15 protein-coding genes and 1 tRNA gene are annotated in these 16293 nt (G+C 68.9%); 14 read left to right on the forward strand and 2 right to left on the reverse strand.

Going from position 1 to position 16293, the window contains the following annotated elements; all coding sequences use genetic code 11:
• The first annotated feature begins 51 nt into the window (after positions 1-51).
• Both ACSGC5_RS02335 and ACSGC5_RS02340 read left to right on the forward strand, forming a co-directional pair.
• Positions 52-264 (forward strand): DUF4177 domain-containing protein, encoded by a 213-nt coding sequence (locus ACSGC5_RS02335; protein WP_434968994.1) that lies wholly within the window; start codon positions 52-54, stop codon positions 262-264.
• A gap of 4 nt (positions 265-268) precedes the next feature.
• The gene (locus ACSGC5_RS02340) at positions 269-736 is read left to right on the forward strand and encodes a RidA family protein (protein ID WP_434968995.1); all 468 of its coding nucleotides are present in this window, start codon (positions 269-271) and stop codon (positions 734-736) included.
• A gap of 86 nt (positions 737-822) precedes the next feature.
• On the opposite strand, the gene acs is transcribed toward ACSGC5_RS02340, so the two are convergent.
• Positions 823-2787, reverse strand: coding sequence for an acetate--CoA ligase (gene acs, locus ACSGC5_RS02345; RefSeq protein ID WP_434968996.1), 1965 nt, complete (start codon positions 2785-2787; stop codon positions 823-825).
• 404 nt (positions 2788-3191) lie between these two features.
• On the opposite strand from acs, the gene ACSGC5_RS02350 reads away from it, so the two are divergent.
• The 11 genes from ACSGC5_RS02350 to ACSGC5_RS02400 all read left to right on the forward strand — a co-directional run bounded on the left by ACSGC5_RS02350 (position 3192) and on the right by ACSGC5_RS02400 (position 12940).
• Positions 3192-4229, forward strand: a complete 1038-nt coding sequence (locus tag ACSGC5_RS02350; protein ID WP_434968997.1) for a TadA family conjugal transfer-associated ATPase — start codon at positions 3192-3194, stop codon at positions 4227-4229.
• Complete coding sequence (locus ACSGC5_RS02355) at positions 4226-5179, forward strand: type II secretion system F family protein (protein WP_434968998.1); 954 nt, start codon at positions 4226-4228, stop codon at positions 5177-5179. The genes ACSGC5_RS02350 and ACSGC5_RS02355 overlap by 4 nt, the downstream gene beginning before the upstream one ends.
• 39 nt (positions 5180-5218) lie before the next feature.
• Positions 5219-5422, forward strand: coding sequence for a DUF4244 domain-containing protein (locus ACSGC5_RS02360; protein WP_434968999.1), 204 nt, complete (start codon positions 5219-5221; stop codon positions 5420-5422).
• Between the two features lie 13 nt (positions 5423-5435).
• Entirely contained in the window at positions 5436-5768 is a 333-nt protein-coding gene (locus tag ACSGC5_RS02365; protein ID WP_434969000.1) for a TadE family type IV pilus minor pilin, read from the forward strand.
• Positions 5768-6085, forward strand: a complete 318-nt coding sequence (locus ACSGC5_RS02370) for an Rv3654c family TadE-like protein (RefSeq protein ID WP_434969001.1) — start codon at positions 5768-5770, stop codon at positions 6083-6085. Before ACSGC5_RS02365 ends, ACSGC5_RS02370 begins: the two co-directional genes overlap by 1 nt.
• An 87-nt stretch (positions 6086-6172) precedes the next feature.
• The gene (gene topA, locus ACSGC5_RS02375) at positions 6173-8905 is read left to right on the forward strand and encodes a type I DNA topoisomerase (RefSeq protein WP_434969002.1); all 2733 of its coding nucleotides are present in this window, start codon (positions 6173-6175) and stop codon (positions 8903-8905) included.
• Complete coding sequence (gene tmk / locus ACSGC5_RS02380) at positions 8902-9531, forward strand: dTMP kinase (protein WP_434969003.1); 630 nt, start codon at positions 8902-8904, stop codon at positions 9529-9531. Before topA ends, tmk begins: the two co-directional genes overlap by 4 nt.
• A gap of 62 nt (positions 9532-9593) precedes the next feature.
• Complete coding sequence (locus ACSGC5_RS02385) at positions 9594-10766, forward strand: DNA polymerase III subunit delta' (RefSeq protein ID WP_434969004.1); 1173 nt, start codon at positions 9594-9596, stop codon at positions 10764-10766.
• Positions 10763-12310 carry an alpha/beta hydrolase gene (locus ACSGC5_RS02390; protein ID WP_434969005.1) on the forward strand — a complete coding sequence of 516 codons (1548 nt, stop codon included), beginning with the start codon at positions 10763-10765 and terminating at the stop codon, positions 12308-12310. The genes ACSGC5_RS02385 and ACSGC5_RS02390 overlap by 4 nt, the downstream gene beginning before the upstream one ends.
• 70 nt (positions 12311-12380) lie before the next feature.
• Positions 12381-12453: transfer RNA gene (locus ACSGC5_RS02395), tRNA-Thr, on the forward strand.
• A gap of 100 nt (positions 12454-12553) precedes the next feature.
• On the forward strand, positions 12554-12940 hold the full coding sequence (locus ACSGC5_RS02400) for a hypothetical protein (protein WP_434969006.1): 387 nt from the start codon (positions 12554-12556) through the stop codon (positions 12938-12940).
• A gap of 11 nt (positions 12941-12951) precedes the next feature.
• On the opposite strand, the gene ACSGC5_RS02405 is transcribed toward ACSGC5_RS02400, so the two are convergent.
• Positions 12952-13908 carry an EamA family transporter gene (locus ACSGC5_RS02405; RefSeq protein WP_434969007.1) on the reverse strand — a complete coding sequence of 319 codons (957 nt, stop codon included), beginning with the start codon at positions 13906-13908 and terminating at the stop codon, positions 12952-12954.
• Between the two features lie 53 nt (positions 13909-13961).
• Between ACSGC5_RS02405 and ACSGC5_RS02410 the strand changes: the two genes are divergently transcribed.
• A complete protein-coding gene (locus tag ACSGC5_RS02410) occupies positions 13962-16277 on the forward strand; it encodes an MMPL family transporter (RefSeq protein WP_434969008.1) in 2316 nt (771 codons plus the stop codon).
• Positions 16278-16293: the final 16 nt, after the last annotated feature.

Here is a 16293-nt window from a genome sequence, read left to right on the forward strand (position 1 = left end):
ACGAGCGGGAGGCATCCGCTCTCCGCCTCCGCCGACCACCCAGGAGCCCCGATGATCACGTGGGAGTACATGACCACGCCGCTGCTGATCCACAACACCGCCGCGATCCTCAACAACTGGGGCAAGCAGGGGTGGGAGCTGGTGCAGGTCGTCCCCGGCCCCGAGGGCGGCCTCGTCGGCTACTTCAAGCGTCCCACCGGCGGGGGAGCCGCCAACACCGGTCTCGATGCGGCAGCCACCGCCGCCCAGCAGTTCGGAGCGTGACCCGATGAGCATTTCCGCCCGCCTTGCAGAGCTCGGCATCGACCTGCCGCAGATCGCCCCGCCGGTCGCCGCGTACATCCCCGCGAAGGTGCACGGCGACCTCGTCTGCACCGCCGGTCAGCTGCCGTTCGTCTCGGGTGCGCTGCCTGCTACCGGCAAGGTCGGCGACGGTCACGGCCTCGTTCCGGCTTCGGATGCCGCGTCCTATGCGCGACAGTCGGCACTCAACGCGATCGCTGCCGCCGCGGCTGCCGCGGGCGGCGTCGACAAACTCACCGGCGTACTGAAGGTGACCGGGTTCGTGGCATCCGTTCCCGAGTTCACCGGCCAGCCGGGTGTCATCAACGGCGCGAGCGAGCTTCTCGGTGAGGTCTTCGGCGACGCTGGCCGTCACGCCCGGTCAGCTGTCGGTGTTCCGGTGCTGCCGCTGGACAGCCCCGTCGAGGTCGAGGTCATCTTCACCCTCGCCTGAGCACCACGTTCGCCCGGAGAACCAATCCCCCGGCGCGGGACGATTCGGTTCTGAAACGCCTCCGCGGATGCCGGCGGATGCCGACCTCAGCGGACCTGCGCGGAGATCACCGACATGACTGCGGTGTCGGCGAGCGTCGTGGTGTCGCCCACTTCGCGGCCCTCGGCGACATCCCGCAGCAGGCGCCGCATGATCTTGCCCGAGCGGGTCTTCGGGAGCTCACCGACGATGTAGATGTCGCGCGGGCGTGCGATCGGGCCGATCTGCTCCGCGACCCACGCACGCAGCTGCGCCGCCAGTCCCTCGGGGGAGTGGGCCTTCAGGAAGCTCTCTTTGAGGATGACGAACGCGACGACTGCCTGGCCGGTGGTCTCATCGGACGCCCCGACGACAGCGGCCTCGGCGGTGGCCTCGTGGGCGACGAGGGCGGACTCGATCTCCGTCGTCGACAGTCGGTGCCCCGAGACGTTCATGACATCATCCACGCGGCCCAGCAGCCACACGTCGCCGTCCTCGTCGAGGCGCGCGCCGTCGCCGGCGAAGTAGTAGCCCTGATCGCGGAACTTCTCCCAATAGGTCTCGACGAACCGTTCCGGGTCACCCCAGATGCCGCGCAGCATGCTCGGCCACGGCTCGGTGAGCACGAGTAGGCCGCCGTTGCCGTTGCCGACGTGCTCGCCGTTCTCGTCGACGACGTCCACTCCGATGCCGGGGAGCGGAACCTGGGCGCTGCCGGGCTTGGTCTCGGTGACGCCGGGCAGGGCAGAGATCATGATCGCTCCCGTCTCGGTCTGCCACCACGTGTCGACGATGGGCGCGGCATCCGCCCCGATCACCTCGCGGTACCAGATCCATGCCTCGGGGTTGATGGGTTCACCCACGGAGCCGAGCAGACGGATGCTGGACAGGTCGAACTTCTGCACCTCGGTGCGACCGATCTTCATGAACGAGCGGATCGCGGTGGGGGCGGTATAGAGGATCGTGACGCCGTACTTCTCGACGAGTTCCCACCAGCGGCCGGGGTGCGGACTGTCGGGGGTGCCCTCGTACATCACCTGCGTCGCGCCGTTGGCGAGCGGCCCGTACGTGACGTAGCTGTGACCGGTGATCCAGCCGACATCGGCGGTGCACCAGAAGACGTCGGTCTCGGGGTGCAGGTCGTGGACGACGCGGTTCGTGAACGCCGCCTGCGTGAGGTACCCGCCCGAGGTGTGCAGGATGCCCTTGGGCTTCCCGGTGGTTCCCGAGGTGTACAGGATGAACAGCGGGTTCTCGGCGGGGAACGCCTTCGCCTCGTGCTCGGCGGATGCTGCCGGCACGGCGTCGTGCCACCAGATGTCCCGGCCCTCGGTCCACTCGACCGGGTTCTCGCCGCGTCGGACGACGAGGACGTGCTCGACAGTCTCTTGCTCGCCGGCGCCGCGGTCGCTCAGCGCGGCATCCACGGCGGGCTTCAAGGCCGAGACCTTGCCCTTGCGGTAGCCGCCGTCAGCGGTGATGACGACCTTCGCGCCGGCGTCGTCGATGCGCGCCCGCAGGCTGTCGGCCGAGAAACCGCCGAACACAACCGAGTGGATCGCGCCGATCCGCGCCACGGCGAGCATCGCGGCGATCGCCTCGGGGATCATCGGCATGTAAATCGCCACTCGGTCGCCCTCGCCGACCCCGAGACCTTCGAGGACATTCGCGACACGCTTGACCTCGTCGGTCAGCTCCGCGTAGGTGACACGGCGGGAATCGCCCGGTTCTCCCTCCCAGAGCAGGGCGACGCGGTCGCCGTTACCCGCCTCGACGTGCCGGTCGAGGCAGTTGTAGGCCACGTTGATCTCGCCATCCGCGAACCACTTCGCGAACGGCGGGGTCGACCAGTCGAGCACCTCGGTGAACGGCGTGTGCCAGTGCAGTTCGCGCGCCTGCTCGGCCCAGAACCCTTCGCGATCCTCCCGGGCACGCTCGTAGAGCTCGGCTCCAGCGACCGCGTTCTCGGCGAAAGCGGCTGACGGCGCGAATCGCCGGGTCTCGTTCAGCAGGTGGTCGATCTGACTGCTCATTCGGCTCGCTCCTTCGCGGGCTGGAGGGGTTCTCGTGATTCGTCTCGTCTCGAGAGCTAGCGAAAAGGCTAATCAGCACCGCACCGGGCACACTACCTCCGGAAGTGGGGGTGGTCGATTCTCCACAACGGATTGTGACGACCCCCGTCCGTTGCGTATGCTTGTGCGCGGCCGAACATCTGATTCTGGCATCGCGACACCGACCACCCCCGATAACGGTGTCGCACGGCGGCATCCCTCTCCCCCGATGGGATGCCGCCTTCTCTTTGTGCAGACGGCTCTCCTTCTGCGTATCGGGTTCTCGCCCCGCGGCGCATTCCTCCCCAGGCGCGCTGTTGATCTCGTTGCGCCCGGGCCGGCGGACTCGGCCACGCTCGTCTCGACTGGATGCCTACCGTCGAGGCATGCCAGACCTCTTCGTCCCCCTTCCACCGGCCCTGCCGGGGCGGCCGGGGCCCGGCCTGCGGGGACCCCACGCCGCCGGGGCGCTCGGCTCGGTGCGACGTGCGGAGTGGACGCGGCATCCGGCGCTTGAGCGATTGCGGCCACATCTGGAGGACCCGCGCACGACGGACCTGTTCGTGAACGGGGCGTCCGTCTTCGTCGACTCGGGTCAGGGCCCGCGCCTGGTGCCGGAGATCGCACTCGAGGAGTCCGACGCGCGCGAGCTGGCAGTCGCTCTGATCGCGGCCGGTGGTCGTCACATCGACGAGTCGCACCCGTGCGTCGACGTGCGATTGGACGGCGGCGCCCGCGTGCACGCTGTTCTTCCTCCGGTGTCGGTGAGCGGCACACTCGTGTCGATTCGCGTGCCGCGGCTGGAGGTCGTCACCCTCGCCGAACTCGGCCGCCGCGGCATGTTCGACCCGGAACTGGGCGAGCGACTGCGTGCGCTCGTGGCGGCGCGGGAGAACCTGCTGGTCACCGGTGCGGCGGGAGCGGGCAAGACCACGCTGCTGTCGGCGCTGCTGGCCGAAGCCCGACACGACGAGCGCATCCTCACGATCGAGGATGTGGCCGAGGTGCGCCTCGATCATCCGCACCATGTGCGCCTGGAGGCGCGCCAGCCGAACCTCGAGGGCGCCGGAGGTATCGGCCTGGCGCGGCTCGTGCGTGAAGCGCTGCGGATGAGACCCGACCGCCTGGTCGTGGGGGAGTGCCGCGGCGAAGAGATCCGGGAACTGCTCTCGGCGCTGAACACCGGGCACGACGGCGGTGCCGGCACCGTCCACGCCAACAGTCTCACCGATGTCCCGGCCCGACTCGAGGCGCTCGGCGCGCTCGCGGGACTGACCGACCACGCCTTGGCGCGCCAGGTCACCAGCGCGATCGGTGTCGTCATCCACGTGACGCGCGACCGGGACGGTACCCGGCGGGTGAGCTCGCTCGGCCGTCCGGCGCTCGGACCAGATGGCCGCCTCCGCATAGAAGAGGTGTCATGACAACCGCGGTGGCCGAGACCGTGCTGCGCGTCGCTGTGCTGCTCGAAGCGGGCGTCACCCCGGCGCGCGCCTGGGAACACCTCGCGCAGCAGGGCGATGAACGGGCATCCAGAGTCCAGGAGGCCGTTCGTGGCGGAGCTCGGCTCGACGGCGCGCTCGCTGCACTGGGCACGGACCCGCCCCCGCCCGAGCGGTCAGGTCTGTTCGGGTTCACACGCGCCGACCCCGTCCGCGGATCCCTCGAACACCGCGAACGGCGCATGTGGGGTGAGGTGGCCGCGGCGTGGTCCATCGCCACGGCCGTCGGAGCGCCGCTTGCGCCGACGCTCCGGTCGTTTGCCGACGTGCTGCGCGATGCCGCCCAGGCGGCCGACGAGATCCGCGTCGCGCTCGCCGAGCCGACCTCGACGGCCCGGCTCCTGAGCTGGCTGCCCGCGGTGGGCATCGGCCTCGCGATCGCTCTCGGGTTTGACCCGGTCGGGACGCTGTTGCGCGAGCCGGCGGGATGGGCCTGCGCCGTCGTCGGAGTCGGCCTCCTCCTCGCGGGGCGCCGCTGGACCTCCCGGCTCGCCCTCGCCGCTCATCGAGACGCGGCGATGCCGGGGATGGATGCCGACCTCACGGCTATCGCGCTCAGCGGCGGGGTCTCGGTCTCCCGTGCACAGCAGCTCGTCCGTGAGGCCCGGGGAGCGAGCGCCGCCGATTCGGATGCGGTCCGCGACACCCTCGTGCTCTCGGAAGCGGCCGGCGTGCCCGCCGTCGAACTCCTCCGGTCCGCTGCCGCGCTCGATCGTCACCGGGCCCGGGTGGATGGGAGGCTCCGGGCCGCGCGACTGTCCACGAAACTGCTCCTTCCGCTCGGCGTCTGCACGCTCCCTGCCTTCCTCTGCCTGGGGGTCGCGCCGATGTTCCTGAGCATCCTCCCCTCCGTGTCGCTCCCTCTTCCCTGACCGTGCCCACCCGTGTGCCCCCACCTGATTGGAGATCCCATGTCACCCCGTTCCCTGCCCCGCCTGACCTCGCGCGCAGCGCGCGAGCTGTTCCTCGACGAGACCGGCGCCGCCACGGCCGAGTACGCGATCGCCACCATGGCGGCCGTCGCATTCGCGGGCCTGCTCGTGGTCATCATGCGCTCGGATGAGGTGCGCGGCATCCTCACCGACCTCGTGCGGCGCGCGCTCAGTGTCGAATGATCCGCGACGTCGAATGATCCGTGGCGGACTCGGCGGTGATCGCGGGTCGGTCGCCGCCGAGTTCGCGATCGCCTTGACGGCGGTTGCCGTGGTGATCCTCATGGCCGTCGGGTTGCTCGGAGCGGCAGGGCGCCAGATCCTTCTTCAGGATGCCGTCGCCGACGCGGCTCGGCTCGCCTCCCGTGGCGAAAGCGGCGCCCGTGTCGTCGGAGTCGTGCAGGCCGCGGTTCCGGGCGCCGCCGTGCAGATCAGCGACTCCGGAGACCTCATCTGCGTCACCGCATCGCGCACGGTCTCGGGGATCGCGATCAGCGCCCGCGGGTGCGCGCTCGCGGGGGGCTGGTGATGGCAGGCACCCTGGCTTCGGTCGGCCTGGCAGCGGTCGCGGCGTCGGTGATCGTCGCCTCGGCAGGAGTGGGTGCGGCATCCGTTGTCGCTCAGCGAGCGAGCGGTGCCGCTGATGCGGCGGCGCTGGCAGCGGCGGATGCCGCGTCCGGCGCAGTCGACGGCGTACCCTGCGATCGGGCCGAACAGGTCGCGGCGGCAGGGGGTGCCCGGCTGCGGGTGTGCGACCTCGCCGAGCTCATCGCCACGGTCTCGGTCACGGTTCGGTTCGGCGCGTTCGAGGTCAGCGCGTCGGCGCGCGCGGGGCCCCCGACGTAGGGCTGTGCCGGCGGATGAGGTTCGGCCTCCCAGCCTTCGCTGTGTCGCCGTGTGTGTATGGTGTGCATCGAAGAAAGGAAGCTTTCGTTGGCCACAGGCAAGAAGCTCGTCATCGTCGAGTCCCCGACGAAGATGAAGTCGATCCAGGGGTACCTGGGCGACGAGTACGAGGTGCTCAGCTCCGTGGGACACATCCGAGATCTCGCGAGCAAGAAGGACATCCCGGCCGAGAAGAAGCAGGCGTACGGGAAGTACTCGATCGACATCGACAACGACTTCGACCCCTATTACGTCATCAGCGACCGCAAGACGAAAACGGTCGCCGAACTCAAGCGCGCCCTCAAGGAGGCCGACGAGGTCCTGCTCGCCACCGATGAGGACCGCGAGGGCGAAGCCATCGCCTGGCACCTCCTCGAAGTGCTCAAGCCCAAGGTTCCCGTCAAGCGCATGGTGTTCCACGAGATCACCAAGGAGGCGATCCGCGCGGCGGTCGAGAAGACCCGCGACCTCGACCTCGCCCTCGTGGACGCCCAGGAGACGCGCCGCGTTCTCGACCGGCTCTACGGGTGGGACGTTTCACCCGTACTGTGGCGAAAGGTCGGCTCCGGGCGTGAAGGTGCGGCCCTGTCGGCGGGTCGTGTGCAGTCTGCGGCGACGCGAATGGTCGTCGACCGCGAGCGTGAGCGGATGGCGTTCGTCTCCGCCGACTACTGGGACGTCGAGGCTCTCGCAACGAAGCAGGGTTCCTCGTTCACGACACGCTTGGCGCGACTGGACGGCGCCCCGCTCGCCCGAGGCGCCGACTTCGACGACAACGGTCAGCTCAAGAAGGCCGTCGTCGTGCTCGACGAGGCCGCAGCCCGCGCGCTGGCTGACGCGGTCGACGCGGCAGCCGAGGCATCCGTCACGGCCCTCGAGGCCAAACCCGGCACGCGCAGCCCCAAGCCGCCCTTCACGACCTCGACCCTGCAGCAGGAGGCCGGCCGCAAGCTCTCGATGAGCGCCAAGCACGCCATGAGCGTCGCACAGCGCCTCTACGAGAAGGGGTACATCACCTATATGCGCACCGACTCGACCGCTCTGTCGGCGCAGGCGGTCACCGCGGCGCGCACGCAGGCTGTCGAGCTCTACGGTGACAAGGCTGTGCCGCTGAACCCGCGCACCTACCGCAACAACAGCAAGAACGCGCAAGAGGCGCACGAGGCGATCCGGCCGTCGGGGGAGTTCTTCCGCCGTCCCACGGAGGTCACCGGTCAGCTCGACCGCGACGAAGAGCGCATGTACGACCTCATCTGGAAGCGCACCATCGCCAGCCAGATGTCGGATGCGAAGTACGAGACCACGACCGTCACCCTCGCGGTGGATGCCGGCGGCAAGACCGCCGAGTTCACGGCATCCGGGACCGTCTACACCTTCAAGGGGTTCCTCGAGGCCTACGAAGAGGGCAGGGACGAGAAGCGCAGCGACGCGGACCGCTCCGACGACCAATCGCTGCCCGCCCTCGCCGTCGGGGACGTGCTGGCGCTCGCCGAGATCGAACCGAAGGGTCACAGCACCAGCCCCAAGCCCCGCTATACGGAGGCGAGCCTGGTCAAGGCGCTCGAGGAGAAGGGCATCGGCCGACCCTCGACCTTCGCGAGCATCATCGACGTGATCCTCGACCGCGGCTATGTCGTCAAGCGCGGCCAGGCCCTCGTGCCGACGTGGCTCTCGTTCAGCGTCGTGCGACTGCTCGAACAGCACTTCGCCGACCTCGTCGACTACGACTTCACGGCAGCCCTCGAAGACGACCTGGACGCGATCGCCCGGGGTGAGCAGCAGCGCACCGCATGGCTGAAGGAGTTCTACTTCGGCTCCGACGCCCACGTCGGGCTGCGCAACATCGTCGAGAACCTCGGCGAGATCGACGCCCGCGAGCTCAACGCCACCCGGATCACCGACACCGTGACCCTGCGTTTCGGCAAGTACGGACCGTATCTCGAGGTCGTCGACCCCGCGAACCCGGATGCCGAGCCGCGCCGTGTCAACATCCCCGAGGATCTCGCGCCCGACGAGCTGACCCCCGCGAAGGCGCAGGAGCTCATCGACGCGCCCGTGGCCGGCAACCGCGTGCTCGGCGAGAACCCTGCCAACGGCAAGCTCATCGTCGTCAAGGACGGCCGCTTCGGTCCCTACATCGAAGAGACCGAGCCCGAGGCCCCGGTCGCGGTGGACCCCGAGACCGGCGAAGTGATCGAGTCCGCGCCCGCCGCGAAGGAGACCGCCCCCGCGAAGGGCAAGAAGGCCAAGGATGCCGCGCCGAAGAACCGCACGGCATCGCTGTTCCGATCGATGTCGGTCGACACGATCGACCTCGAGACGGCGCTGCGGCTGCTGGAGCTTCCCCGCGTCGTGGGCGAGGATCCGGCGACGGGGGAGCAGATCACGGCGCAGAACGGCCGCTTCGGCCCATACCTGAAGAAGGGCACCGATTCGCGCTCGCTCGAAAGCGAGGCGCAGATCTTCGACATCACCCTCGAGCAGGCGCTCGAACTGTATGCGCAGCCGAAGTACGGGGCGCGGCGCGCGTCGAGTGCGCTCAAGGAGTTCGACGCCGACCCGACCAGCGGCAAGCCGATCCGCCTGCGCGACGGTCGATTCGGTCCGTACGTCACCGATGGGGAGACCAACGCCACGATTCCGCGGGGGGAGCAGGTCGACGACGTGACCTTCGAGCGGGCGGTGCAGCTGCTGGCCGACAAGCGCGCCAAGGGCCCGGCGCCCAAGCGCACGACGACCCGACGCAGCACGACGGCACGCAAGACGACGGCGAAGAAGTGACCGGACCGGGACTGTTCATCACGCTCGAGGGTGGTGACGGCTCGGGCAAGACGACGCAGGCGAGACTGCTGCAGGAGTGGTTCGAGTCCGAGGGGCGCGTCGTGGTGCGCACGAGAGAGCCCGGCGGCACCGAGGTCGGCGGACTCATCCGCGACATCGTGCTGCACCACCGCGGCGAGGTCTCACCGCGGGCCGAAGCGCTCCTCTACGCCGCCGACCGCGCCCACCACATCGCCACGGTCGTCCGGCCGGCCCTCGCGCGCGGCGAGGTCGTGCTCCAGGATCGCTACCTCGATTCTTCGGTGGCCTACCAGGGCGCGGGTCGGGTGCTCGGGCGCACCGAGATCCGGGACCTGTCGCTGTGGGCGACCGAGGGGCTGCTTCCCGACCTGACGGTGCTGCTGGACCTTGATCCGGCGGCGGCGCGAGCACGGCTGGATGCCGACGACAAACCCTTCGACCGGCTCGAGTCCGAACGGGACGAGTTTCATGCGAGGGTGCGTGCCGAGTATCTCGCGCTGGCCGCGGCCGAGCCGGACCGTTTCCTCGTTCTGGATGCCTCGCTTCCCGCGGATCAGATTGCGGGAGTCATCCGCACCCGGGTCGCCGAGCTCCTTGCCGGGTGACCGGAGCTGCGGCGCCCTCCGCTCGCGGGTCATGGTCGGGTGCCGCAGCTACGCTGGTCAGCATGCATGCAGCGCCCCCCGAGCAGGATGTCCCGTGGGGCGCCGTGTGGGGGCAGCCCGATGCCGTTGCGCAGTTCCAGGCAGCGGCATCCGACCCTGAGTCCCTCGCACACGCGTGGCTCATCACCGGACCACCGGGGTCGGGAAGGTCGACTCTTGCCGCCGCGTTCGCGGCAGCCCTGATCGCCGAGCCCGGCGACGAGGCGACCATGCGGCAGGTGATCGCGCGCACCCACCCCGACGTGACGGTGCTGCGCACCGAGCAGGTCATCATCCGCATCGACGAAGCACGCCAGCTCGTCGAACGCGCCTACTTCGCGCCATCGCTCGGTCGGTACCGGGTCATCATCGTCGAGGACGCCGACCGCATGGCCGAGCGCACCTCGAACGTCCTCCTCAAAGCCCTTGAAGAGCCCCCCGAGCGGACGGTGTGGGTGCTGTGTGCACCCAGCGACGCCGACCTGCTTCCGACCATCCGGTCTCGCGTTCGGGTCGTGCGCTTGCGGGAACCCGAGGTCGCCGACGTCGCTGCCCTCATCGCGCGCCGCACGGGAGTCGACCAGGCGACAGCCGAGCAGTCCGCCCGGCACGCTCAGCGGCACATCGGGATGGCCCAGCGGCTGGCGACGGATGCCGAGGCTCGCGCCCGGCGCGACCTGACGCTGCGCTCGGCGCTGGGGGTACGCAACGTCGGCGACGCGGTGGATGTGGCAGGGCGCATCGTGCAGGCGGCGACCGACGACGCGAAAGCGCTCACGGCCGAACGCGACGACGCCGAGCGTCAGAGTCTGCTGCGCACGCTCGGCATCGCCGAGGGAGCTGCGGTTCCTCCCGCCGTTCGGGCCCAGGTCAACGCCCTCGAGGAGGACCAGAAGCGCCGCTCCACACGGAGCCTCCGCGACGGCATCGACCGCGTGCTGACCGATCTGCAATCCCTGTACCGGGACGTGCTGATGATCCAGTTCGGACGGACCGGCGACGCCGGCGGAAGCATCCTGATCAACCGGGAGCTGGATGCCGACCTGCGCGCGCTGGCCGAGGCCTGGCCGCCGCAGCGTACGCTCGTGGTGCTCGACGAAATCGCCCGGACTCGTCGCAACCTCGAGCAGAACGTCGCGCCGACCCTCGCGCTGGAGAGTCTGCTCATCACCGTTTCGACGGGAAGGACGCCATGACTGCACGCCTCGCTCGACGACTTCTCGCGCTCGGTGCGGTGACAACCGCGACTGCAGTGGCACTTGCCGGATGCTTCCTGCTGCCGGCTCCTGACCGCAGTGACGCGCCGCACCGCTCGCCGACTCCGATCACCGACGGAATCGCCGAAGACCTGCTGCCGTTCTATCAGCAGACCCTCGAGTGGGCGGCGTGCGGCGACGGCTTCGACTGCACTACCGTGACAGCCCCCCTGGACTGGAGCGATCCGGAGGCCGGCACCCTCGACCTCGCGGTGATCCGCCACGCCGCCACCGGCGGCGAGCCGCTCGGCTCTCTTCTGACCAACCCCGGCGGGCCGGGCGCGAGCGGTGTTGCGCTCGTCCGGGACTCCCTGGGCTTTGCCGTCGGACAGGCGCTGCAGGAGAGCTACGACATCATCGGCTTCGACCCGCGGGGTGTCGGCGACTCCAGCGCCGTCGCGTGCCTTGACGATGCGGGCATGGACTCCTTCGTGTTCGACATCCCTCCGGGGCAGCGTCGATCCGCCGAGTGGGATGCCCGCGTCGTGGAGCAGCAAGAGGCGTTCGCTGCCGCGTGCGAGCAGAACAGCAACGGCATCCTGCCGTTCATCGACACCGAGAGCGCAGCGCAGGACATGGACCTGCTGCGCGCGGTGCTCGGCGATGAGAAGCTGAACTATCTCGGCTACTCGTACGGAACATTCCTCGGCGCGACGTACGCGAAGCACTACCCCGACCGCGTCGGGCGGCTCGTGCTCGATGGCGCGATCGACCCGTCACTGAGCGGACTGGACGTCTCGACACAGCAGGCCATCGGGTTCGAGAACGCCTTGCGCGCATACATGGCCTCGTGCGTGGGGCAGAGCGAGTGCCCGTTCAGCGGCTCCGTCGATGAGGCGATGGGCGACCTCGCGATCCTGCTGGCCAGTGTCGATCGTGATCCGATCCGCAATGCCGACGGTCGGATGCTGGGCGCCGACTCGTTGGTGACCGCGATCGTGACGGCTCTGTATTCGGAGGACAGCTGGCCCTTCCTGACGCAGGCTCTGACGGATGTGCTCCAGGGGGATGCGCGCAACGCCTTCCTGCTCGCGGACTTCTACTACAACCGGCAGGACGGCGAGTACCTCGACAACTCGACCGAGGCCTTCCTGACCTACAACTGCATGGACTATCCGGGCGGCGAAACGGATGCCGAAGAGGCGGCCTCGGCTGCGGCGATCGCCGAGCAGGCGCCGACGGTCGCGCCGTACTGGGAGGGCGTCGACCTGTGCGAGGTGTGGCCCTACGCTCCCACCGGCGTCCGGGAGCCGATCTCGGCTGCGGGAGCCGAGCCGATCCTGGTGATCGGTACGACCGGGGACCCCGCGACACCGTACGACTGGTCGGTGGCGTTGGCTGAGCAACTCGACTCCGGCGTGCTCATCACCCGCGTCGGGGAGGGGCACACGGGCTACAACAAGGGCAACGCGTGCGTGGATGCCGCGGTCGAAGCGTATTTCCTCTCGGGAACCGTTCCGGAGGATGGTCTCGTCTGCCAGTAGCGCTCGCCGTGGTCACGAGGCGGACGGGGACACGGTAAGATCGTTGATCGTGCATCGCGCGAGCGATCACGCCACCTTAGCTCAGACGGCAGAGCGATTCACTCGTAATGAATAGGTCAAGGGTTCGATTCCCTTAGGTGGCTCTGAACGAGAAGAGGCCGTCCCCAGGGCGGCCTCTTCTCGTTCATCGGTGGGGACGATTCCCTTGGGTGGCTTCGGCCCACTCCCTGCGAGAATGATGGCGTGCCTCCCGCGCTCGCCGTTGCCCTCGAGATCTACACGTGGATCGGGCTTGGTGCGACGGTGCTTCTGGGGATGGCCGCGCTGGTTGCCTGGGTCGCCGATGGTTCATGGGTTGCCGTGCGCGCCGTCGTCACGACCACGCCCGGCAGCGAGGTCGTGCGGTGGTTCGACGACAGCGGCGTCCTCGGTGAGGCGCCGCTTCCATCCGGTGCGAGCGTGCACGATGAGCAGGTCGACCTCTGGGCGCGTCTGGGTCGACACGACACCGTCCGGGTCTCTCGAACCTCGCCACTTGTCCGATCTCTTGCGCGCCTGACTGTCGGCTTCGCTGCGCTCGCTCTGGCCGGACTCGTCGTGTCGACGGTACTGCTGTTTCTCGAGGGCTGATCGAGCGCCGCTCAGGCGAGCGCCAGCAGAACTCCTGCCCCGAGTGCGAGAGCGAGGCCCGCCCACTGCACGGGTGCGATGCGCTCGCGAAGCGCGAGTGCGGCAAGCACGATCGTTCCGGCCGGATAGAGCGCAGTGAGCGCCGCCACGATCGACAGGTCCCCGAGCCGCAGGGCAGCCAGGAGCAGGACGTTCGCGATCACATCGAGCACTCCGCACACGATGGCCAGCCACCATCCCGTGGGCCCCGAGCTCGGGGGAGCGGATGCCTTCGCGCTCGCGTGCTCGAGATCGGCATGACCGGTCGGTGTCGCACCGAGCTCGACCGCGCCGACGCGCAGTGCGGCGGCAGCGCCCGCTCCGCGACGCACGGCCGCGACGATCATCACCAGGACGATGAGAGTCGTGATGATCGCGTTGGTGGAGCGGTTCGCGATCATGGGTACCAGGCCGCTGTCGTCGCTGGTCTGATCGAGGGCGATGAGGAAAGCCCCGATCGCAAGCCCCGAGCCGATGGCCATGAGCAGACCCCGGGCGGAGGGGCGTACCGCACCCTGGCCGGGAATGAAGCCGACGAGGACCACGGCGACGAGCGCGACGCCCAGCCCGACGTATCCGATGACCGTCAGGCTTTCGCCGCCGATCGTGAGTCCCCAGATCATCGGGGCGATGGCGGAGGTCACGGCGGTGACCGGCGAGAGGATGCTCATCGGTCCGATCGCGAGGCACGCGTACAGCAGGGCGATCGCGATGACACCGAAGACACCGGAGAGCGCGCCCCAGGCCACGTCGGCGAGGTTCCACCGGGCGCCGAAGAACGGGACCAAGGCGAAAAGGATCACCAGTCCGCTCAGGGCCGCGGTCGCGGTGACCACGATCGAGCGGAGTCGTCGCGCCGCGAGTCCGCCGAAGAAATCGGCCGCGCCATAGATCAACGCTCCGAGCAGAGCAATGGATGCCGAGATCACCCGTCCACCCTAGGGGTTGCGGTGTGGACGCTATTGCTAGATAAACTAGCGATATGCCTTCTGCGAAAGAGCGTCTTCGTCCCTCCCGGTGGTTGCGGATCGGTATCCCTGCGCTCCTGGTGCTCATCTGGGTGGGGGTCGGCTCCGTCGGGGGCCCCTACTTCGGCAAGGTCGACGAGGTTGCCAGCAACGATCAGTCGAGCTTCCTTCCCGAGAGCGCCGATGCGACACGGGTTGCCGAGCGACTTCCGGACTTCCTCGGCGACGAGGCGATTCCCGCTGTGCTCGTCGTCACCGGCGACGGCGATCTCACGGACGATCAGATCGCGGAGGTCCAGACGGTGGTCGACGAGATCGCCGGCATCGAGGGCGTCCTGGATGGGGTGTCGCCACCGGTCGTCTCAGAAGACGGCGAAGCCGTGCAGGTCTTCATTCCGATCGACTCCTCCGGTGAGGTACGTGACGTCGTCGAAGAGATTCGAGCGTTGGTGGTCGAGGAACTGCAGGCGCCGCTGGAAGGCTGGGTGACGGGCCCGGCAGGATTCACCTCGGACCTGGTCAAGGGCTTCCTCGGCATCGACGGTCTGCTCCTGGTCGTCGCCCTCGTCGCCGTCTTCGTCATCCTGGTGATCGTCTACCGGTCGCCGCTGCTTCCGATCCTCGTTCTCATGACCTCGACGTTCGCGTTGACTGTCGCGCTTCTCGTGGTGTGGTGGCTCGCGTTCGCCGGCGTGTTCGTTCTCAACGGGCAGGTGCAGGGCATCCTGTTCATCCTCGTGATCGGCGCCGCGACCGACTACGCCCTCCTCTACGTGGCCAGATTCCGAGAAGCCATCGGCGAGGGCGAGCCGCGCTGGACCGCGACCCTCCGCGCATGGAAGGGCTCCTTCGAGCCGATCCTCGCCTCCGGTGGCACGGTGATCGCCGGCTTGCTCATCCTGCTGCTGTCGGATCTTGCCACCAACCGAGCACTCGGCCCGATCGCGTCGATCGGGATCGCTTTCGCGATGCTGTCGGCACTGACGTTCCTTCCTGCGCTGCTCGCTCTGTTCGGACGCGTCGCATTCTGGCCGTTCATCCCGAAGCGCGGGCTCACGGAGCTCCCCGACGATTTCACGCAGCCCGTCAAGGGATTCTGGCCGCGGCAGGCGCGGCTCATCGCGCGCCGTTCGCGCCCTGTCTGGATCATCACCACCGTCGCGCTCCTGGTCGCCGCGCTCGGCGTGACGCAGTTCAAAGCCGACGGGGTCGCCTCGAGCGATCTCGTGCTGGGGTACTCGGAAGCGCGAGACGGCCAGGAGGTCCTCGCCGAACACTTCCCCGCGGGCTCGGGCAGCCCGGTCTACGTCATCGTGCCCGAGGGGGAGCTGGCGGCAGTCGTCACCGTGCTCGAGGACAACGACGGGATCGACTCCGTCTCGGTCGCGTCGGAGGACTCGCTGAGCGGGCAGGCGCCTGTCGCTGTCGAAGACGGGGAGCCGGTGTTCACCGCCGTCGGGCCCCCGGGCACGCCCGCTCCGACCCCCACCACCTCCGACGGGGACGTGCTGGTGATCGCGACGCTCACGGATGCCGCGGACTCCATCGAGGCGGAGCAGACCGTGCGTGAGCTCCGCGTCGCATTCACCGAGGACCTCGGCGAGGGCGTCGCTCTGGTCGGGGGAGTCACGGCGACGGATGTCGACTCCAACGACACCTCGATCCGCGACCGCACGGTCATCATCCCGATCGTGCTCGTGGTCATCCTTCTGATCCTGATGCTGCTGCTGCGTTCGGTCCTGGCGCCCGTGTTGCTGATCCTCACCGTCGTCGTATCGTTCGGTTCGGCTCTGGGCGTCAGCGCGCTCGTGTTCGACTATGTCTTCCAGTTCCCGGGTGCCGATCCCGCGGTCCCCCTCTACGGGTTCGTCTTCCTGGTCGCCCTGGGTGTCGACTACAACATCTTCTTGATGTCCCGGGTGCGCGAGGAGTCGCTGGTGCACGGTACGCGGCGCGGCATCCTGCGTGGGCTCGTCGCGACGGGCGGGGTGATCACGTCAGCCGGTCTGGTCCTGGCGGCGACCTTCGCGGCGCTCGGGGTGATTCCGATCCTGTTCCTGGCTCAGCTCGCGTTCATCGTCGCCTTCGGCGTGCTCCTGGACACTTTCGTCGTTCGCTCGCTTCTCGTGCCGGCGCTCTCGTACGACATCGGACGGGCGATCTGGTGGCCGTCGAAGCTCTGGCGAAACGGTCCCGAGGTGCGCGGGACGGCGACCGATCCGCGCGCGCCGGCCCCCGAGCTGGTCGGGGCGACGCACGCGGACGGAGACGCACAGCCGGTGAGCCGGCGGGCGCTCCGGGAGCGCGGACGGCATTCCGACGGCGCGTGAACGGGCGTAGCCTCGG

The organism is Microbacterium sp. bgisy207 (genome assembly GCF_965345035.1).
In the GTDB taxonomy this organism is placed as follows: Bacteria; Actinomycetota; Actinomycetes; order Actinomycetales; family Microbacteriaceae; genus Microbacterium.